Genomic DNA, 19,502 nt, shown 5'->3' with positions numbered 1-19,502 from the left:
TTCCCCAGTCCCTCGTCCCGAGTCCCCAGTCCCTCCTACACGTAGAGCGTCTTCTTGACGGCCTCGATGACGCCGTCGACCGACGGCATCCAGGCTTCGATGAGGTTCTTGGCGTACGGCGCCGGCACGTCCTTGGCGGTCACGCGCTCGACCGGCGCGTCGAGGTAGCCGAAGCACTCGCGCTGGATCTGGAAGCCGACCTCGGCCGCGATCCCGCCGAACGGCTGGCTCTCGTCGACGATGACGAGCCGGTTCGTCTTCTTGACCGAGTCGACGACGGCCCCGATCGGGAACGGGCGGATCGTGCGGGGGTCGATGACGGTCGCCTCGATGCCCTGCTTGGCGAGCTCCTCGGCGGCGTCCATCGCCAGCCAGTAGCTCTTCGAGTGGGCCACGATCGTCACGTCGTCGCCCTCGCGCGCGATGCGCGCTTGGCCGATCGGGATGATGTAGTCGTCGGCGTCGGAGACCTCGCCGCGGAGGCCGAACATCAGCTCGGACTCTAGGAACAGGACGGGGTCGTCGTCGCGGATCGAGGCCTTGAGCAGGCCCTTGGCGTCGTCGGGGTTCGAGGGCGCCACGATCTTGAGCCCGGGCACGTTCGAGTACAGGGCCTCGACCGAGTTGGAGTGCGTCGCGCCGAGCTGGCCGGCCGCGCCGTTCCCGCCCCGGAAGACGATCGGCACCTTGGCCTGGCCGCCCGACATGTAGCGGACCTTGGCGGCGTTCGAGACGATCTGGTCGAACGCCACGAACGTGAAGTTCCACGTCATGAACTCGACGATCGGCCGGAGCCCCATGATCGCAGCGCCGATGCTCAGCCCGGCGAAGCCGGCCTCGGAGATGGGCGTGTCGATGATGCGCTTGGGCCCGAACTGGTCGAGCATCCCCTGCGACACCTTGTAGGCCCCGTCGTACTCGGCGACTTCCTCGCCGATGAGGTAGACGTTCTCGTCGCGCTCCATCTCCTCCACCATCGCGGCGCGGAGGGCCTCCCGGTATTGCAGCTCTGCCATTCTGTTCTGCCCGCGCTCGACGCCCGACGCTCTACGAAGAGAGACCGGAAACGGCGCGGTTCGTGGTTCGTGGGTGGGTTACTCGACGATCGGGACGCCGTCTTCGGCGTACACGTCCTCGTACATGGTCTCGAGGCCGGGGAGCGGGCTGTTCTCGGCGAACTCGACGGCCTCCATGACCTCGGCCTTGACCTTCTCGTCGATGGCGTCGAGCTGCTCCTCGGTCGCGAGGTCGTTCTCCAGCAGGTAGGTCTTGGTGCGAATGATGGGGTCCTCGTTCTTCTTGGACTCCATCTCCTCCTTCGTCCGGTACTTCTGCGGGTCCGACATCGAGTGGCCGCGGTAGCGGTACGTCTGGACCTCGACGAAGTAGGGCTTGGTCTGGCCGTCGGTCGCGCCGCGGGCGTCGTCGGCGATCTCCTTGAAGGCGCCGTAGACCTCGAACAGGTCCATCCCGTCGATGACGGCGGCGGGCATGCCGTAGGGGTAGGCCTGCTTGTAGAGCTCGGCGTCGCCGCGCGAGCGCTCGATCGAGGTGCCCATCGCGTACGCGTTGTTCTCGACGATGATCAGAACCGGCACGTCGTAGAGCGCCGCCAGATTCGTGGCCTCGTGGAAGGCGCCCTGGTTGATGGCGCCGTCGCCGAAGAAGGCCATCGCGACGCCGCCGGTCTCCTTGTACTTGCACGCGAAGCCCATCCCGACGCCGACCGGGATCTGCCCGCCGACGATGCCGTGGCCGCCGTAGAAGTGGCGCGACACGTCGAAAAAATGCATCGAGCCGCCCTTGCCGCGCGAGCACCCGTCGATCTTGCCGAACAGCTCGGCCATGCCGGACGTGCTCGACATCCCGCGCGCCAGCGCCAGGCCGTGGTCGCGGTACGCCGTGATGATGGGGTCGTCGGGGCGCGTGCCCCAGACGGCGCCGGTCGAGACGGCCTCCTGGCCGATGTAGAGGTGCAGGAAGCCCGCGATCTTCTGGCGGCCGTACATCTGCGCCGCGCGCTCCTCGAAGCGCCTCTGCAGCAGCATGTTCTCGTACATCGCCAGCACGTCGTCGGCGCTCAGGCCCAGCGACGCGTGGGTGTGGCCGCTGTCGCGGTAGATGCGGACGTCGGGGACGGCGGGCGTAAAGTCGGACGCGCCGTTGCTGGCGGCGTCCTTCGCCGGGGCCTTGCGGGCCGGGGCCTTTTTCGCGGGAGCCTTCTTCTTAGCAGTCGTGCCGGCCATCGGGCGTCGGGGGGTGCGTGAGGCGAACCGCCAGGGCCCGAGCGGGATCCGGCGGCGAGCCGAAAGCTACCGCCGCGGGGGGCGCCCTGGCGGACGGGCGTTGCCATCCTCGCCGTCTCATCACGGAGGGGCGGCCCGGCACCGGCTGACGTCGCGGTATCCTGAGACCGTGTCCGACGTCTTCCTCTCCCCCCCCGCCGGCGACGTGGTCGTCGTGGTGCCGACCTACAACGAGGCCGGGACCATCGACGCGATTGTGGACGCCGTGCTCGCGCTCGACGGCGACCTCTCGGTCCTGGTCGTCGACGACGGCTCGCCCGACGGCACCGCCGACTTGGTGGAGGCCCGCCGCCAGCAGGCGCCGGACCGGGTCGGGCTGCTCCGCCGCGCGGGCAAGCTGGGGCTCGGGACGGCGTACCTCGGCGGCTTCCGTCACGCCCTGGAGGCCGGGTTCGACTACGTCTGCGAGATGGACGCCGACTTCTCGCACAACCCGAACGACCTCCCGCACCTCGTCGCGGCCTGCCGACAGGGCGCGGACGTCGCCATCGGGAGCCGGTACGTTGACGGCTTGCGGGTGCTGAACTGGCCGCTCGGGCGGCTCGTGCTGAGCTACGGCGCGGGCGTCTACACGCGGCTCATCACGCGCCTGCCCATCCGCGACGTGACGGCCGGCTTCAAGTGCTTTCGCCGCGCGGTGCTGGAGGCCATCCCCTTCGACCGCGTCCGCTCGAACGGTTACTCGTTCCAGATCGAGATGAACTACCGCGCGTGGCGGCGCGGCTTCCGGCTCGTCGAGGTGCCCATCGTGTTCACCGAGCGCAGCGAGGGCGAGTCCAAGATGAGCAGCGCGATCGTGCGCGAGGCGATGGGCAAGGTGTGGGAGTTGAGGGCCCGCGCGCTGTTTGGGAGGCTCTGAGGGCAAGAGGGAAGGGTAAGGTGACAAGGGGCGGAGACCAGACTCATCCCGCTCGCCTCTTACCCTGCCCTACTCGATCGCTTTCCACTGTTCGGTCTGCCGCGCCAGCACGTCGGCCGCGTTGAGGTCGGGCGCCAGCACCGCCTCCGAGACGCGCTCCATCCGCGCGCCCTGGGAGCCCTTGACGAGGACGGCGTCGCCTGTCGCCAGCGCGAGCCGCCCGTCGCGGACCGCTCGCGCGGCGTCGTGCGACGACCCGAACAGCTCCACCTGCTCGCGCTCGTCGTCGGCCAGCGCGGCGTGGGCGCGGCTCATGATCGTGTACGGCGACTCGACCGCCCAGACGCGGTCGGCCGACCCCAGCGCGTGGCGCAAGACGGCGACGTGCTCCTCGACTTCCGATTCGCCCAGTTCCAGCATGTCGCCCAGGATGGCCGTTCGCCGCTCCGCCTCCAGCCCAGCCAGCACGTCGAGCGCCGAGCGCGTGGCGTCGGGCGACGCGTTGTAGGTGTCGTCGACGAGCGTGCTCCCGCCCCGGCCGGGCAGCTTGCGCAAGCGCCCTTTCTCGGGCTCGATGGCCTCCAGGCCGCGCGTGATGGCGTCGGCGTCCATGTCGAAGGCGCGGCCGACGGCGGTCGCCAGCATGGCCGTGAACACGGCGTGGTCGCCCAGGATCGGGAGGTCGGCCGTGACGTGCTCCGGGCGCACGTCGCAGTCCGACAAGGCCCCATAGAGCACGACGGCTCCGGCGGTGACCCCGGCCATCCGGCGCGCGCGTGGGTCGTCGCCGTTGAGGACGGCCGTCCCGTCGGCGTCGAGGGCGCGGACGATCTCGGACTTTTCGCGCTCGACGCCGTCCAGGCTCCCCAGCGTTTCGAGATGTACGCCGCGCACGTTCGTGACCACGCCGACGGTCGGCGGGAAGGCGTCGCAGAGTTCCTGGATGTCGCCCGGGATGCGCGCGCCCATCTCCAGGACGAGGACGGTCTCGGGCGTGAGGTCCGCGTTGAGCAGCGTCAGCGAGAGGCCGAGCGGCGTGTTCTTGTTGCCCTCGGAGCCCTTTACGGCGAACGTCTGCGCCAGCACGGCCACGACCGCCGTCCGCGCCGTCGTCTTGCCCACGCTCCCCGTGATGGCGACCGTGCGGCAGCCGAGCTGGCGGACGCGTGTCGAGGCGAGCGCGACCAGGTGGTCGATGCTGCTGGCGACCTCGGTCACGTCCACGCCCGCCGGCGCCTCGACGGGCTCCTCGACGATGAGGGCCGCCGCGCCCTTCGCGATCGCTTGCGGGACGAAGGCGTGGCCGTCGTGCGTCTCGCCGCGGATGGCGACGTAGGTGTCGCCGGGCTGGAGCGTGCGGGTGTCGGTCGAGAAGGCCATGGGCGCAGGTGTGGGGCCGGGCCTACTCGCCACGGCGCGGCCGGTGCCCGAGCCCGCCGGAGCGCTCCGCTCTGGGAGCCGACTCCGAGACGGCGGCTCAGCTCCGCTCGCGCCGGCGTTCGGATCGCCCGTCTGCTTCGGTGTCCGACTCGTCGAACGCCGAGAGGTCGAGGAGCGGACCGGGCGCCTCGACCGGTGCGGGCTCGACGGACGGTTGGCGGCCTCTGACGAGTTGATCTGCGAGGTCGTCAGCCAGGGTCTGCACCGTCTCCGCTTGCCGCGAGCGCCCCGCCCGCACGCGCGACGCCACCCAGGGCCCGCCGATGGCCACGCTGGGGATCAGCACGAGCAGCACCGTTGCGATCCCCATCAGGTCGCCCAGCGCGAGCGTCTCCGCAACGAGTGCGCCGGCCAGCATCGCCGGGACGAGCGCGACGACCGCCGCCACCAGCCACCCCATCGTGCGGTCGTCGCCGAGCCCGGCGCCCTCTTGCACGACCCGGAGCAGGGTCTGCCCCTCCCGGGGGCTCAGCGTCACCGTCGTCCGCGTGCCCGACCCGGCGGTGTGGGTCCACTCCTGCGCCGTCCCGACCGTCCCCGTGTCGGTGCCCCACCACGCCGTGCTGGCGCCGAACCTGTGCCGCAGCGAGGCGACCAGGTCGTCCCACGCCCCCGCCGCTAGCGGCGCCTCGACCCAGCGCTCCGCCACGGCCACCGCCGACCGCTCCGGGTAGCGCTCGCGGGCGTCGATCTCGGCGGCCGCCGCGCGCACCGTCGACGGATCCAGCCCGGCCTCGCGCCCCGCCTGCTCGACCTCCGCCAGCGTCAGACCCGTCGAGAACGTCGAGGGGGAGGGCGGCCGCTGGCGCTCGGCGGCCCGGGCGAAGATGGCGGCGACCTCGGCCTCGGAATACGTGCGCTCGGACATGCGGGGAGCGGAACAGGGGTGGGGCGGTGGGTCCAGAACGGGAGGCGAATCGACCTAGCGCGTCAGCTTGCGGCGGGCGTCGCGGGCGTGGCGGTCGAGCGCCAGCTGCACCAGGTCGTCCGCGAGCTGCTCGTTGCTCCGCCCCGTCGCGGCCCACATCACGGGGTACATGCTCCGCGCGGTGAAGCCGGGGATCGTGTTGATCTCGTTGACCAGGATCTCGCCGTCGCCGGTCACGAAAAAGTCGACGCGGCCGAGCCCCTCGCAGCCGAGGGCCACGTAGGCGTCGACCGCCAGCTCGCGCACGCGGGCCGTCGTGTCCGCGTCGAGGTCCGCCGGCACCTCCATGCGGCTGGCGTCGGGGTCGGTGTACTTCGAGTCGTAGTCGTAGAACTGCGTCGTGATGACGATCTCGCCCGGGACCGACGCCTCCGGCCGCTCGTTGCCCAGCACGGCCACCTCGATCTCGCGCCCCTCGATGCCGGTCTCGACGACGACCGTCTTGTCGTAGCGGAACGCGTCGTCGAGCGCCGCGCCCCACTCGGCCTCGGCCTCGACGCGCGAGACGCCGACCGACGAGCCGGAGTTTGCGGGCTTGACGAACACGGTCGGGCCCAGACGCTCTTGCACCGTTGCAAAGTCCGGGCGGTCGTGGTGGGCATACGTCACGAGGTACGGGGTCGTCGCCAGGCCGGCCGCCTCCAGCAGCCGCTTGGCGACGGCCTTGTCCATGCACGCCGCCGACGCCAGCACATCCGGCCCGACGAACGGGAGGCCGAGGGTGTGGAGGAAGCCCTGGATCGTGCCGTCCTCGCCGTTGTGGCCGTGGAGGACGGGGAACACCACGTCGAGCCCGAGCCCGCCCAGCCCGTCGACGCGCAGCGTGTCGCCGCCGGCGTGGGGCCAGAAGCACAGCCGGTCGCCCTCGCCGCCGTCGACCGCGCGCGTCACCCGCCAGCGGCCGTCGCGGTCGATGTAGATGGGCGTGACGCGGTGCCGCTCGGCCAGCGCGGCGGCGACGTTGACGGCGGACAGGATCGAGACCTCGTGCTCGGCCGACTGGCCGCCGTAGAGGAGTCCGACGTGGGGCATGGGGGCGTTCGGGGGGGACGGTCCGCAAGCTACCCTGCGCGCGAGACCGGGGGCCGGGGATGGCGACCGACGACCTACCGCCGCCGCTCGCCGGATCGCCGCGCGCCCGCTCGCGTAGCTTCCCCGCCCTCTCTTCCCGAACCCCGACCCACGCATGGCCGACTACAAGGACCTGACCACGCCCTCCGCTGGCGAGACCATCACGATGACCGCCGACGGGCTCTCCGTCCCGGACCGCCCCATCATCCCGTTCATCGAGGGCGACGGCATCGGGCCCGACATCTGGGCCTCGGCCTCGCGCGTGCTCGACGCGGCCGTCGAGAAGGCGTACGGCGGCGACCGCCAGATCGAGTGGTTCGAGGTCTTCGCCGGCCAGAAGGCCATGGACGCGTACGGCGAGTGGCTCCCCCAAGACACGCTGACCGCGATGGACGAGCACTTGGTCTCCATCAAGGGCCCCCTCACCACGCCCGTCGGCGGCGGCATCCGGAGCCTCAACGTCGCGCTCCGCCAGAAGCTCGACCTCTACGCCTGCGTCCGCCCCGTCCGCTACTTCAGCGGCGTCCCCTCGCCCGTCAAGGCGCCCGAGGACGTGGACATGGTCATCTTCCGCGAGAACACGGAGGACATCTACGCCGGCATCGAGTTCGAGAACGGCACCGAGGACGCCGAGACGTTCAAGGCGCTCATGAAGGAGCACTTCCCCGAGCGCTTCAAGAACGTCCGCTTCCCCGACACCGCCGGGTTCGGCATCAAGCCGGTCTCCCAGGAGGGCACGGCCCGGCTCGTCCGCGCCGCGTTCGACTACGCCGTCGCGGATGGTCGCGACTCCGTCACGCTCGTCCACAAGGGGAACATCATGAAGTTCACCGAGGGCGCCTTCCGCGACTGGGGCTACGAGCTCGCCGACGCCGAGTACGGCGCCGAGGTGATCGGCGAGGGCCCGTGGCGGACGTTCACCAAGAACGGCGTCACGATCACCGTCAAGGACGTCATCGCCGACGCCTTCCTCCAGCAGATCCTGACGCGGCCCGCCGAGTACGGCGTCATCGCGACGCTCAACCTCAACGGCGACTACGTCTCGGACGCGCTCGCGGCCGAGGTCGGCGGCATCGGCATCGCGCCGGGCGCCAACATCAACTACACGACGGGCGTGGCGCTCTTCGAGGCGACGCACGGGACGGCCCCGAAGTACGCCGGGCTCGACAAGGTCAACCCGTCGTCGGTCATCCTCTCCGGCGAGATGATGCTCCGCTACATGGGCTGGACCGAGGCCGCCGACGCCATCATCCGGTCGATGGAGACGACGATCGGCCAGAAGCGCGTCACGTACGACTTCGAGCGCCAGATGGACGGCGCCACCCTCCTGAAGTGCTCCGAGTTCGGCGACGCGCTGATCGAGAATCTCTAGGACCGCAGACGACGGACCGGAGACCGCGGCCCACCCTGGTATCGTTCCGGGGTGGGCCGTCGTCCTTCCGGCCCCTCCCACCGCCCATGAACCGCCGCCACTTTCTGACCGCCGCCGGCCTCGCCACGGCCGGCTTGTCCGCCCCCGCCTCGCTCGCGACGGTCGCCCGCCCGCAGACGCCGACGAAGCCGCCCCGCGTGCGGCCCGGCGACACGGTCGGCCTGGTGGCGCCTGCCGGGATCGTGTACCGGCCGTCGATCATCGACGAGGCGCGGGCGAATCTCGCGAGCCTCGGACTGCAGACCGTCGCCGCCCCCACCCTGCTCGCGCGCGACGGCTACTTCGCCGGGACCGACCGCCAGCGCGCGGATGCCATCACCGCCATGTTCGCCGACGACCGCGTGGACGCCGTCATGGCCATGCGGGGCGGCTGGGGCGCCGCGCGCGCGCTCCCATTCGTCGACTGGGACGTGGTGCGCGCGAATCCGAAGGTGCTCTGCGGGTTCAGCGACAACACCTCCCTCCTGCTCGCGGCGTATGCGCGCACCGGGCTCGTCACCTTCCACGGGCCGAACGCCACGTCCGAGATGGGCGGCATGACGGGCGACAGCTTCCGCCGCGTCGTGATGGACGGCACGGCCGCGACGCTGCGGACGACGGGGACGCCGCTCTCGGCCCCGACGCCGATCACGCCCGGCCGGGCGACCGGCCGGCTCGTCGGCGGCAACCTGTCCGTGCTCGCGTCGCTCGTCGGGACCGAGTGGATGCCGGACCTGGGCGGCCACATCCTCTTTGTCGAGGACATCGGCGAGGGCATCTACCGCATCGACCGGATGCTGACGCAGCTCGGGCAAGCGGGCCTGCTGGCGGGGCTGGCCGGGTTCGTGTTTGGCGTCTGCCCCCGCTGCGACCCCGACTCGGGCGAGGTCGACGGGTTCACGCTCGACGAGGTCGTCCGCCAGCACATCGCGCCGCTCGGCGTCCCCGCGTTTCAGGGCGCCAGCATCGGCCACACCTCGCGCAAGCTGACGGTGCCCATCGGCGCCGAGGCCGAGATCGACGCGGCCGCCGGGACGCTCCGTCTGGTGGCGCCGGCCGTCGCCTAGCGGACGAGTCGGTACAGCGTGGCGATCGTGCCCGTGTGCAGGCCTTCGTGGAAGGCGTTGAACGCGACGGCCTCCTCGACGCTCGCGAGCGTCACGCCCGGCGTGGTCGTGTACGGGCGGAAGTCGGCGAAGGCGTCGGTGCCGAGGTCGGCCGCGAGCGGGGCGAGGCCGGTGTCGAAGAGGGCGCGCGTCGCCGCGATGTCGGGCGGCGTCTCCCAGGCGTCCGGCGCGGTCCCCTTGCGGAAGGCGGCGACGGCCCAGTCGGGCGACGGCACTGCGCGCCGGGCGAGCCCGTACGTCAGCAGGTCGGCCGTGACAGCGATGTGGCCGACATTCCAAAGAATGCTGTTGCGGAAGCCGTCGGGGACGGCGAGCCACTGGTCGTCGCTCAGCCGGTCGAGCAGGCCGCCGAGCGAGGCGCGCGTCTTCTGGAGGGCATCGACCGTATAGCGGGCGGCGGCGGTCATCCTCGGATCCAGGCGTTGCCAACGGCCGTGAAGCCCAGGCGCTCGTAGAAGCCGGTCGACAGGTTCGAGTCGCGGAGCACGATCTCGGCGCCGGGCAGCCGGGTCCCGATCTCGTCGATGAGCCGCTTGCCGACGCCGGCGCCCTGGAGGTCGGGCTCGACGGCGAGGTCGCACAAGTAGGCCGTGCTGACGCCGTCGGTGAGCACGCGCGCCAGCCCGACGAGCCGGTCCTTGTCCCAGAGCGTCAGCACGAGCGACGAGTTTTCGAAGGCGGCCCACAAGCGCTCCGAGTTGTCGGTCGAGCGCAGGAGCGGGGCGCGGCGGTAGAGGGTGGCGATGCGGGCCGGGGTGAGGCCGTCGAGGGTGTCGCGCAGGGTGAGCGCGGCGGGGTCGGTCATCGGGCAGGGGGGCGTCGGGCCGAGCGTACGCGCGGGGACGGACGGGGTTTGCGGCTAGCCCTGCAAGAGCGCCACCCGCCAGCACGGAACGACATCCGCGAGCCCCTGCGCTACGCCCCGTCGCGCACCCAACGCCATTGACCGGCGCGGACGCCGAGCGCCTCGGGCACAGCGCGCGCCGGGTCGGTCCACAGCCGCAAGCGCTGACCGCCCACCTCGACGGCCCACTCGGCGGTGAGCCCCAGGAACAGCCGGCCGAGCACGCGCGCGGGCACACCGTGCCCGCTGGCGACCGGCTCCAGCGCCTCGGGGCGGACCGCCAGCGCCTGGCCGGCGGGCATCGGCTCGCCCGCGAGCTGCTCCGCAAGCGCCGCGTCGCGGATCACGTTGGCGCCACCCAGAAACGACGCCGCGTACGCCGTCGGCGGCTCGGTGTAGAGCGCCTCCGGCGTGCCCTCGGCCTCGATCCGGCCCGCTCGCATCAGCGCGATCCGGTCGCTCATCGCGAGCGCCTCCGACTGGTCGTGCGTCACGTACAGCGACGTCACGCCGATCTCGCGCTGCAGCGCCTTGAGTTCGGCGCGCGTCGCCTCGCGCAGTTCGGCGTCGAGGTTCGACAGCGGCTCGTCGAACAGGATCACCTCGGGCTCGACCGCGATCGCCCGCGCCAGCGCCACGCGCTGCTGCTGGCCGCCCGACAGCGCCGCCACGGATCGGTCGCCGAGCCCCGCGAGATCGACGCGCGCCAGCGCTCGCGCCACGCGCTCGGCCGCTTGCGCCCGGCCCACGCCGCGCACCGACAGTCCGTAGCCCACGTTCTCGCCGACCGTCATCGTCGGGAAGAGCGCGTAGCTCTGGAAGACCATCGCCGTCGGCCGGTCCTGGGGCGCGAGTCGGGTCACGTCGCGCCCGCCGATGCGGATCGCGCCCGCGTCCGGCGTTTCGAACCCGCCGATGAGCCGCAAGAGCGTCGTCTTGCCGCAGCCGGACGGCCCGAGGAGAGACACGAACTCGCCGCCCGGCACGTCGAGCGAGACGCCGTCGACGGCGGCGACGGCCCCGTAGCGCTTGACGACGCCGTCGGCCTCGACGCGGACGGGGGCGGAGTCGGGCATGGGGCGTGGAAACAGGTGGGGGCACACCGGCGGCGTGCCCCCACAGGGTCAGAGACGGGGCGGGCGGCTACGCGTTGAGCGCGGCGGTCACCTTGTCGGCGGCCTCCTGCAGGCGGATGGCGCTCTCGATGGGCAGGCCGCTGTCCTTCAAGATCTGCATGCCCTCCTCGGCGTTCGTGCCCTGCAGGCGCACGATCAGCGGGACGGTCAGCTCCATGTTGTTGGCCGCCTCCACGACGCCCTTGGCGACGCGGTCGCAGCGGACGATGCCTCCGAAGATGTTGACCAGGATGGCCTTCACGTTCGGGTCCGACTGGATGATGCGGAAGCCGGCCTCGACCGTCTTCGGGCTCGCCGTCCCGCCCACGTCCAGGAAGTTGGCCGGCTCGCCGCCCGCCAGCTTGATGAGGTCCATGGTCCCCATCGCCAGCCCGGCGCCATTCACCATGCAGCCGACGTTGCCGTCGAGCTTGATGTAGTTGAGGCTGTGCTTGCTGGCCTCGACCTCGAGCGGCTCCTCCTCGGCCTCGTCGCGCATGGCGGCAAGGTCGGGGTGCCGGTAGAGCGCGTTGTCGTCGAGGTTGACCTTGGCGTCGAGCGCGATCACGCGGCCGTCCTCGGTCTTGACGAGCGGGTTGATCTCGGCGATCGTCGCGTCCGACTTCTGGTACGCCCGGTAGAGGTCGACGACGAACTTGCGCGCCTCCTTGAGGGCCTGGCCCTCGAACCCGAGGCGCGAGGCGATCTCGTTGGCCTGGAAGCCGCGCAAGCCGACCGACGGGTCGATCCAGACCTTGACGATCTTCTCGGGCGTCGCCTCGGCGACCTCCTCGATCTCGACGCCGCCCTCGGTCGAGGCCATGATGACGTCCTGGCCGGTCGCGCGGTCGAGCGTGATGCCGAGGTAGTACTCGTGGGCGATGTCCTCGGCGGCCGTGACGAGCACCTTCTTGACCAGCTGGCCCTCGGGCCCGGTCTGGGGCGTCTTGAGCTGCATGCCCAGGATCTTTTCGGCCGCCGGGCGGACGCCGTCGATCGACGGACAGAACTTGACGCCGCCGCCCTTGCCGCGCCCGCCGGCGTGGATCTGGGCCTTGACCACGAACTGGGTCACGCCGTCGGCGGCCATGGTCTCGGCCGCAGCGACGGCCGCGTCGACCGTGTCGGCGACGATGCCGCGCTGGACGACGGCGCCGTGCTGGGCGAGGATCTCCTTGGCCTGGTACTCGTGGATTTTCATCGGGGCGGGTTGGCGGGGCGGGTTGAACGAGAGGTCCCGAAAGGTACTCGGACGCCCCGGCACGGATTCGCAGGTTGGGTGAGTTGAGCGGGATCCGCGAGCAGGGCAGCAGCGGGCGGGAGGCAGGGCCCCGACGACGGCGGCACGCCAGCGGGCGACGTTCTCTCCCGCACCCCGCCGAGATGTCCCGACCTTCGGCCTGCACGGTGCGGCCACCCCCTGCCCCTCGACCCATGACCACCTTCGACTGGCACGTCCTCCGGCGCTTCGTCTCGGCGTCGCTGCTGCTGGTCGGCCTGCTCGCGGCGACGTTCGTGACGATGGACTTCTCGGAGCGGATCGACGACTTCCTTGACCGGGGGGCGACGACGGGTCAGATCCTCGGGGAGTACTACCTCTTCTACCTGGCCGACATCATCCGCCAGACGAGCCCGCTCGCGCTGTTCCTGGCCGCCGTGTACGTGACGGCCCGGCTGGCACAGTCGATGGAACTGACGGCGATCCACATGGCGGGCGTGCCGACGCGACGCTTTATGCGGCCGTTCGTGCTGGCGGGCCTCGTGTTCACGGCCCTCATGCTGGCCTTCAACGGGTTCGCCGTCCCCCGCGCGAACGCGGTCGTCCACGCCTTTCAAAACCGCTACTACCGCGACGCGCCCGAGGGCGGCGGCGGGGCCGAGATCTACCGCCAGACGGCGCCGGGCGAGGTGCTGGCGGCGCGCTATTTCGACCGCGAGCGGTCGCAGGCCTTTCGCGTCTCCGTCGTGTCCCTGGGCGAGCGCGGCGTCTCCCGCCGCTTCGACGCCGCCCAGATGACCTACGTCGACTCGCTCGGCCTCTGGCGCGCCGACGACGTTGGCCTGCGCACCTTTGCCGACGGGAACGAGACCTACGTCTACCACGCGCAGCTCGACACTGCCCTGACGGTGCTCCCTCGGGATCTCGCCCAGTCGGAGCGCGACGCGGAGCGGATGACCTTGCCCGAGGCGCGCGCCTACGTCGCCGCGCTGGAGCGGGCCGGCGTGACCGAGCGCGGCCGGGCGACGGTCGCGTACCACGCCAAGTGGGCCTACCCCTTCGCCAACCTGATCCTCGTGTTGCTGGCGGTCCCGCTGGCAGCGACCCGCCGCCGGGGCGGACAGGCCGCCCATCTCGCCGTGGCTCTGGGGGTGGCGTTTGTGTACCTCGCGCTCCAGAAAACGATCGAGCCTCTGGGCTACGTCCAGGCGATCCCGCCGGCCGTCGCGGCCTGGTTGCCGCACGGTCTGTTTGCCGTCTTGGCCCTCGTGCTCCTCGCCAGATCGGAGCGGTAACCCGGAGACGTAGTCTCTGTGCACTACTGGCACCAGTCCATTTCAACGGTCCGACTGAGAGAATCTCCGTCGCAGAAAGAGAAGTCCACTCTTCAAGCCTCTGTGGCGTAGCCACTTAGGCGTATTGCCCAACTTGAGACTGCACTTTAAGGGCACACACGGGGTCGGCACGGAGCTTAATTAGAGCCCCCGGCTGACCTACTCCCATGACGCTCCCACCACGTCATTCGAAGGATGTCTTGTCCTATCGCGACCTCGTTCGCATCCGGACCAAGCTCGACCTCCCTTCGAGGACCTCTGAATTCTCCGGCCGCATCCGCGGCGAGCGCGGCGACGGCGTCGACGGCTTGCACTTCCGCGAGGTGCTGACGCGCGCCGACCGCGAGGTCGTCGTGCGCGACCACCTCGGCCAGACACGGTCGATGCTGATGTTCGGGTCGAACAACTACCTCGGGCTCGCGACTCACCCCCGCGTCATCGAGGCGGTCCGCGACGCCGTCGCCGCGTACGGCGTCGGGGCCGGAGGCCCGCCGATCCTGAACGGGCACGGGCCGCTCCACCGCCAGCTCGAAGAGCGCCTGGCCGCGCACGAGGGCAAGGCCGACGCCTTGATCTTCTCCAGCGGCTACTCGGCGAACGTGGGCCTGATGAGCGCCCTGCCCGGCCCGAAGGACTTCGTCCTCTACGACGCCGAGATCCACGCCTCCACGCTCGACGGCTTGAAGATGGGCCGGATCGAGGCGCGCCCCTTCCCGCACAACGACGCCCGGGCGCTCGACCGCCAGCTGACGGCGGCGACCGAGACGTACCAGAACGTCTTCGTCTGTGTCGAGGGCGTCTACTCGATGTCCGGCAGCGTCGCCCGGCTCGACCGGATCGGCGAGGTGTGTCGGCGCCACGGCGCCGCGCTCGTCGTGGACGAGGCGCACGGAACCGGCGTGACCGGGCCCAACGGCGCGGGCACCGTCGCCATGTTCGACGCCGCCGACGACGTGGACATCGTGATGGGCACGTTCTCGAAGTCCTTCGGCGTCTCCGGCGGGTTCATCGCCGCCGACCGCGACGTGGTGGACTACCTCCGCTACTTCGCCCGGGCCTACGTCTTTTCGACGGCGCCCTCGACCGCCATCTGCGCGGCGGTCCTCGCCGGCCTCGACGTGATTCGGGACGAGCCCGAGATCCACGCCCGCCTGATGGACCGGACCGGCTACCTCGCCGAGGGCCTGCGCGCGATGGGCATCCCGGCGGACGGCGTCACGGCCGTGTTCTCGCTGCCGGTCCCGGCCGGCACGGATGTCCGCGCGGCCGCGCACGACTTCAACGAGCGCGGCCTGTTCATGAACCACATCGAGGCGCCCGCCGTCCCGACCTCGGAGCAGCGCTTCCGCGTGAGCCTGACCGCAAGCCACACGCGCGAGGACATCGATCGGCTGCTGGAGGCCGTCGACGGCGTCTGGGCCACCCACGTCCGCCCGCTCGGCGACGGGCAAGCCAGCGGGACGCCGTCGCTCGGGCTCTGACGACAAACGGCCCCCCACCCATGAGAGCAGGCCGAAGGCCCACCCACGCGGAGGCTCACGCCTCCCCACTCGGGCCGGAAAACTGGAGGTCCGGCTGGACGGGCAGCACTTCGCCAATGTCCCCGTGCTGCGCCTCGTAACGCTGGATGTTGTCCGCCAGCGCCGCCAGCAGCCGCTTGGCGTGGCCCGGCGTCACCACGACCCGGCTCTTGACGCGGGCCTTCGGGACGCCCGGCATCACGCGGATAAAGTCCAGAATGAACTCCTCCGGGCTGTGCGAGATCATGACCAGGTTCGAATAGACGCCCTCGGCGACGTCCTCGGCCAGTTCGATCGAGAGGGACGGGGACTTGGCGGGGACGGGCTCCATGACGGCGGGGAAGGGGAGCCTGAAGCTAGGGCCTCCCTCTCCCCCTGTGGCCCTCCCTCACCGCCTGACGGCCCACGCTCAGACGCTTCCCAACGACCGCCACGCCACGACAAGCGCAGGGTTGCCCACGCCTACGCACGCATGCCACGACGGGCCACCAGGGCTCGACGACACGTTCGAATCGACACACCGGACTCCCACGCACGGAAGGAATCCGAGCTCCCACCACCCCCCATGACGACTCCCTCTCGCCACCCGCGCAAGCGGATGAGCTACCGCGACCTCCTCCGCATGCGGACCGGACTTGGGCTGGCCGACCGGACGACGGCCTTCACTGACTGGATCCACGACGAGCGCGCCGCCGGCACCGACGGCCTCCAGTACCGGCGTGTGCTCGGGCCGATGGGCCGCGAGGTCCAAGTGCAGAGCCATACCGGCGAGCCCCGGCCGATGCTGATGTTCGGGTCCAACAATTACCTCGGGCTGGCGACCCACCCGACCGTGGTCGCCCGGATACAGTCGGCGGTCGCCGAGTACGGCGCGGGGGTCGGAGGGCCGCCTGCGCTCAACGGGCACGGCCCACTCCACCGCGCGCTCGAGGAGCGGCTGGCGGCGCTCGAAGGCCAAGAGGCCGCGCTCCTCTACGGGAGCGGCTACGCCGCAAATGTGGGGCTTCTCAGCGCGCTCCCCGCCCCGGGCGACCTCGTCGTCTACGATGCCCACAGCCACGCCTCCTTCCTCGACGGCCTGAAGCTTGGTGGGATCGAGGGCCGGTCGGTCCCCCACGGCGACCTCCGGGCGCTCGAGGCCACACTCGCCGAGCACCGGCCCGCCCACCGGGACGTGTTCGTCAACGTCGAGGGGGTGTACTCCATGACGGGCGACGTGGCCCGGCTCGACCGCGTCGCCGAGCTCTGCCGGCGGCACGCCGCCGCGCTCATCGTCGATGACGCGCACGGGACCGGCGTGACCGGGCCGGGCGGCCGCGGGACGCTGGCGATGTTCGACGCGTGCGACGCCGCGACCGCCGTCGTGGGCACCTTCTCGAAGTCGTTCGCCGTCTCGGGCGGGTTTGTCGCGGCCGACCGGGCCGTGGTCGAGTACCTCCGCTACTTTTCCCGCGCCTACGTGTTCAGCGCCTCGCCGTCGCCAGCCGTGTGTGCCGCCGTGCTCGCAGGGCTCGACGTGATGGAAGCCGAGCCCGAGATCCACGCCCGGCTCGTCGAGAACGCGGCGTACCTCGCCGAGGGGCTCCGCGCGCAGGGGTTCGAGGCCGAGGGCCTCACGCCCATCTTCTCGCTCCCCGCCCCGCCCAGCGCCGACGTCCGCGCCATGGCGCACGCGTTCGACGCGCGGGACGTGTTCGTCAACCACGTCGAGGCGCCCGTCGTCCCTGCTCGCGAGCAGCGGTTCCGGCTCAGCGTCTCGGCCGTCCACACGCGCGCCGACCTCGACCGCCTGCTCGCGACCGTGGCCGAGGTCTGGGCCGAGGCCACGCTGTCGGTGGGCGACGGCGAGGCGGGCCTCCCGCCTGCGGTCGACGAGCCTACCCTCGACGCCTACCAAGGCGGGTTTTAAGCGCCGGTCGAGAGGCAGAACGGGATGGAGAGAAGGAGGCCATCCCACCCCTCATCCCTTGACAGACGGCCCCCCGTTGCCCGCCGGTCACCTGCGGCCGAATGGGGCGTTGCTACGAGGGATCGCTGACCTCGGCCGCCGCGCCGAGGAAACCGTGCTCGCGCATCCAGTCGTCGTTGTAGGTCTTCGAGAGATAGCGGAAGCCGCTGTCCGGCAACAGGATGACGACGACGTCTTCATCCAACAGATCCGCGCGGTGCGCCTCCAGCCAGTCCAGCGCACCGGCGACGGCCATCCCGCACGACTGCCCACAGAACAAGCCCTCCTCGCGCGCCAGCCGTCGCGTCATCGTCATCGCCGCCGCGTCGTCCACCTGGACGTAGTCGTCGACCAGCGAGAAGTCCATGTTGCCCGCCAGGATGTCCTCACCGACGCCCTCAGTGAAGTACGGGTAGATCTCGGACGCCTTGAACTCGCCCGTCCGCCAGTACTCGGCGTAGACGCTGCCGTACGGGTCGACGCCGATGGTCTTCAGGCCGGGGTTCTGCTCCTTGAGGTAGCGGGTCGTGCCCGAGATGGTGCCGCCCGTCCCGGCGCCCGCGATGTAGTGGGTGATCCGTCCGTCGGTCTGGTCCCACAGCTCCGGCCCCGTCGTCCGGTAGTGCGCGTCGGCGTTTGCCGGGTGGTCGTACTGGTTGGGGTAGAACGAGTTGGGGATCTCCTCGCTCAGCCGCCGGGCGACGGAGTAGTAGCTGCGCGGGTCGTCGGGCTCGACGTTTGTCGGGCAGACGATGACCTCGGCGCCGAAGGCGCGGAGCACGTCGGCCTTCTCGGGGCTCTGCTTGTCCGTCGTGGTAAAGATGCACGAGTAGCCCTTGGCGATGGCCGCGATCGCCAGCCCGGCGCCCGTGTTGCCACTCGTCCCTTCGATGATGGTCCCGCCGGGCTGGATCAGCCCCTTCGCCTCGGCGTCCTCGATCATCGCGACGCCGATCCGGTCCTTGACCGACCCACCGGGGTTGAAAAACTCGACCTTCGCGAGCACCGTGCATGGGAGGTCGGCCCCGAGAGCGCGGAGCCGGACGAGCGGCGTGTTGCCGATCGTGTCGAGGATGGAGTCGGACCACATAAGGCGTCGTGTCGAGGGCTGGGAAAGCTACGGGCGCCGGTTCTGCGATCGGTGGGCGCACGGTGAGGAGAGCAGGGAAAGCCGGGCCGCAAGCGACTCGCGCAGCCATGGCAGGCGAGCCTGCTCTGCGCACCCTCGCCCTGCCGACAGCACCCTACTGGTCCTTCTCGACGCGCTCCTGGTGGGCGGCCTCGGACTCCTCCGTCTTCATCTCGGCGGCGTCCTCCACCATCTCGCGCCCCTCGTCAAGCTCTGCGGTGGCGGCATCCGGGCCGGACTGGATCGGGGCGACGGCCGGGTCCATCTCGAGCTCGATCAGGATCGGAAAGTGGTCGCTGCCGACGGCGTCCAGGCGGCGGAGTTCGACGAGAGAGAAGTGGTGGGAGTGGAAGACGTGATCGAGCGGGTAGCGCAGCCACCAGTGCTCGGCGTGAAACGTCGAGAACGCTCCGCGCCCGACGCGCGGGTCGAGGAGACCGGAGAGCGTCTGAAAAAGGCGTGTCGTGTGGCTCCAGGCCACGTCATTGAGGTCGCCGGCCACGACGATCGGCCCGTCGATCTGGGCCACGTCGCGCCCCGCCAGCACCAGTTCCGCGTCGCGCAGCGTCGAGTCTTGGGCAATGTCGGGGCGCGGGGGGCGCGGATGGAGGAACACGAGCGAGACCGGTTCGCCGGAGCGCAGTTCGGCCGTGAGAAACAGGCTCGGCACCTCGGGCTCGACCAGGTGGCGGACCTCGGTCTGCGTAAGCGGCAGCTTCGAGAAGACCAGCATCCCGTACGTGTCGTCCTGCGGCACCAGCACGGAATGGGGGTGCGTCTCAGCGAGCGCGCCCGCCGTCTCGGCCCACCACTCGTCCACCTCGACGGCCACCACGATGTCGGGGTCGGCCTCGCGGATCACCGACAGCCAGCGGTCGCCGTCGCGGTTCTGCATCAGCACGTTGCTGGCGACCAGTCGCAGGCGGCGGTCGGGGCTGGCGAGCATCGGCTCCGCGCGTTCGGTCTGGACCCTCCAGACCGGCGAGTACGGCAGCATCTGGACCGCCTGCACAGCCACGGCGACGCCGAGCGCCGCCACGAGCACCCACCCCCACAGGCCCAGGCCGCCCGCCACCACGGCGACGGCCACCAGCAGCACCCACACGACGGCCGCCGCGCTGGCGATCTGCAGGCGTGGGAAATCGAACATGCGCACCCACCACGCGTGCGACTTGGACAGTGGCAAGAACGTCGCCACGACGAAGAGTGCGGCGAGGGCGAGGAGGGCGGTCTGGAGCACGCGGGCGGCGG

17 protein-coding genes and 1 pseudogene are annotated in these 19,502 nt (G+C 70.9%); 6 read left to right on the top strand and 12 right to left on the bottom strand.

The window, feature by feature from the left end; genetic code table 11:
- Nucleotides 1–35: 35 nt before the first annotated feature.
- Nucleotides 36–1,016 carry a pyruvate dehydrogenase complex E1 component subunit beta gene (locus ACLII4_RS10235; RefSeq protein ID WP_412067297.1) on the bottom strand — a complete coding sequence of 327 codons (981 nt, stop codon included), beginning with the start codon at nucleotides 1,014–1,016 and terminating at the stop codon, nucleotides 36–38.
- 78 nt (nucleotides 1,017–1,094) lie between these two features.
- A complete protein-coding gene (gene pdhA, locus ACLII4_RS10230; RefSeq protein WP_412067296.1) occupies nucleotides 1,095–2,246 on the bottom strand; it encodes a pyruvate dehydrogenase (acetyl-transferring) E1 component subunit alpha in 1,152 nt (383 codons plus the stop codon).
- Nucleotides 2,247–2,415: 169 nt separating this feature from the next.
- On the opposite strand from pdhA, the gene ACLII4_RS10225 reads away from it, so the two are divergent.
- Nucleotides 2,416–3,165 (top strand): polyprenol monophosphomannose synthase, encoded by a 750-nt coding sequence (locus ACLII4_RS10225; protein ID WP_412067295.1) that lies wholly within the window; start codon nucleotides 2,416–2,418, stop codon nucleotides 3,163–3,165.
- A gap of 69 nt (nucleotides 3,166–3,234) precedes the next feature.
- On the opposite strand, the gene ACLII4_RS10220 is transcribed toward ACLII4_RS10225, so the two are convergent.
- From ACLII4_RS10220 to ACLII4_RS10210, 3 genes are all read right to left on the bottom strand, one after another.
- The gene (locus ACLII4_RS10220) at nucleotides 3,235–4,545 is read right to left on the bottom strand and encodes a UDP-N-acetylmuramoyl-tripeptide--D-alanyl-D-alanine ligase (protein WP_412067294.1); all 1,311 of its coding nucleotides are present in this window, start codon (nucleotides 4,543–4,545) and stop codon (nucleotides 3,235–3,237) included.
- A 97-nt stretch (nucleotides 4,546–4,642) separates the two neighbouring features.
- Entirely contained in the window at nucleotides 4,643–5,473 is an 831-nt protein-coding gene (locus tag ACLII4_RS10215; RefSeq protein WP_412067293.1) for a hypothetical protein, read from the bottom strand.
- Between the two features lie 54 nt (nucleotides 5,474–5,527).
- On the bottom strand, nucleotides 5,528–6,565 hold the full coding sequence (locus ACLII4_RS10210) for a D-alanine--D-alanine ligase family protein (protein ID WP_412067292.1): 1,038 nt from the start codon (nucleotides 6,563–6,565) through the stop codon (nucleotides 5,528–5,530).
- A 154-nt stretch (nucleotides 6,566–6,719) separates the two neighbouring features.
- Here ACLII4_RS10210 and icd point away from each other — a divergent pair, with 154 nt between their 5' ends.
- Together icd and ACLII4_RS10200 are read left to right on the top strand one after the other, a co-directional pair.
- Nucleotides 6,720–7,976 (top strand): NADP-dependent isocitrate dehydrogenase, encoded by a 1,257-nt coding sequence (gene icd, locus ACLII4_RS10205; RefSeq protein WP_412067291.1) that lies wholly within the window; start codon nucleotides 6,720–6,722, stop codon nucleotides 7,974–7,976.
- Between the two features lie 86 nt (nucleotides 7,977–8,062).
- Nucleotides 8,063–9,082 carry an LD-carboxypeptidase gene (locus ACLII4_RS10200; RefSeq protein ID WP_412067290.1) on the top strand — a complete coding sequence of 340 codons (1,020 nt, stop codon included), beginning with the start codon at nucleotides 8,063–8,065 and terminating at the stop codon, nucleotides 9,080–9,082.
- On the opposite strand, the gene ACLII4_RS10195 is transcribed toward ACLII4_RS10200, so the two are convergent.
- The 4 genes from ACLII4_RS10195 to sucC form a co-directional block, all read right to left on the bottom strand.
- Complete coding sequence (locus ACLII4_RS10195; protein WP_412067289.1) at nucleotides 9,079–9,549, bottom strand: DinB family protein; 471 nt, start codon at nucleotides 9,547–9,549, stop codon at nucleotides 9,079–9,081. The genes ACLII4_RS10200 and ACLII4_RS10195 overlap by 4 nt on opposite strands.
- On the bottom strand, nucleotides 9,546–9,947 hold the full coding sequence (locus tag ACLII4_RS10190; protein ID WP_412067288.1) for a GNAT family N-acetyltransferase: 402 nt from the start codon (nucleotides 9,945–9,947) through the stop codon (nucleotides 9,546–9,548). Before ACLII4_RS10190 ends, ACLII4_RS10195 begins: the two co-directional genes overlap by 4 nt.
- Nucleotides 9,948–10,057: 110 nt before the next feature.
- The gene (locus ACLII4_RS10185) at nucleotides 10,058–11,062 is read right to left on the bottom strand and encodes an ABC transporter ATP-binding protein (RefSeq protein ID WP_412067287.1); all 1,005 of its coding nucleotides are present in this window, start codon (nucleotides 11,060–11,062) and stop codon (nucleotides 10,058–10,060) included.
- 67 nt (nucleotides 11,063–11,129) lie between these two features.
- Complete coding sequence (gene sucC / locus ACLII4_RS10180; protein WP_412067286.1) at nucleotides 11,130–12,302, bottom strand: ADP-forming succinate--CoA ligase subunit beta; 1,173 nt, start codon at nucleotides 12,300–12,302, stop codon at nucleotides 11,130–11,132.
- 233 nt (nucleotides 12,303–12,535) lie between these two features.
- Between sucC and ACLII4_RS10175 the strand changes: the two genes are divergently transcribed.
- A complete protein-coding gene (locus ACLII4_RS10175; RefSeq protein ID WP_412067285.1) occupies nucleotides 12,536–13,615 on the top strand; it encodes an LptF/LptG family permease in 1,080 nt (359 codons plus the stop codon).
- A 206-nt stretch (nucleotides 13,616–13,821) separates the two neighbouring features.
- Entirely contained in the window at nucleotides 13,822–15,135 is a 1,314-nt protein-coding gene (locus ACLII4_RS10170) for an aminotransferase class I/II-fold pyridoxal phosphate-dependent enzyme (protein ID WP_412067284.1), read from the top strand.
- A gap of 55 nt (nucleotides 15,136–15,190) precedes the next feature.
- Here ACLII4_RS10170 and ACLII4_RS10165 read toward each other — a convergent pair whose 3' ends face one another.
- Nucleotides 15,191–15,505, bottom strand: coding sequence for a DUF3467 domain-containing protein (locus ACLII4_RS10165; RefSeq protein ID WP_412067283.1), 315 nt, complete (start codon nucleotides 15,503–15,505; stop codon nucleotides 15,191–15,193).
- A gap of 234 nt (nucleotides 15,506–15,739) precedes the next feature.
- On the opposite strand from ACLII4_RS10165, the gene ACLII4_RS10160 reads away from it, so the two are divergent.
- Nucleotides 15,740–17,083 (top strand): aminotransferase class I/II-fold pyridoxal phosphate-dependent enzyme, encoded by a 1,344-nt coding sequence (locus tag ACLII4_RS10160; protein WP_412067282.1) that lies wholly within the window; start codon nucleotides 15,740–15,742, stop codon nucleotides 17,081–17,083.
- Nucleotides 17,084–17,228: 145 nt separating this feature from the next.
- On the opposite strand, the pseudogene ACLII4_RS10155 reads toward ACLII4_RS10160, so the two are convergent.
- Both ACLII4_RS10155 and ACLII4_RS10150 read right to left on the bottom strand, forming a co-directional pair.
- Nucleotides 17,229–18,212: pseudogene (locus ACLII4_RS10155) on the bottom strand (PLP-dependent cysteine synthase family protein); the annotation flags it as partial.
- A 154-nt stretch (nucleotides 18,213–18,366) separates the two neighbouring features.
- Nucleotides 18,367–19,491, bottom strand: a complete 1,125-nt coding sequence (locus ACLII4_RS10150) for an endonuclease/exonuclease/phosphatase family protein (protein WP_412067281.1) — start codon at nucleotides 19,489–19,491, stop codon at nucleotides 18,367–18,369.
- Between the last annotated feature and the right edge of the window lie 11 nt (nucleotides 19,492–19,502).

This window comes from Rubrivirga aquatilis (assembly GCF_046845665.1).
Lineage (GTDB): Bacteria > Bacteroidota > Rhodothermia > Rhodothermales > Rubricoccaceae > Rubrivirga.
This window is presented reverse-complemented; position numbering and strand designations above follow the sequence as displayed.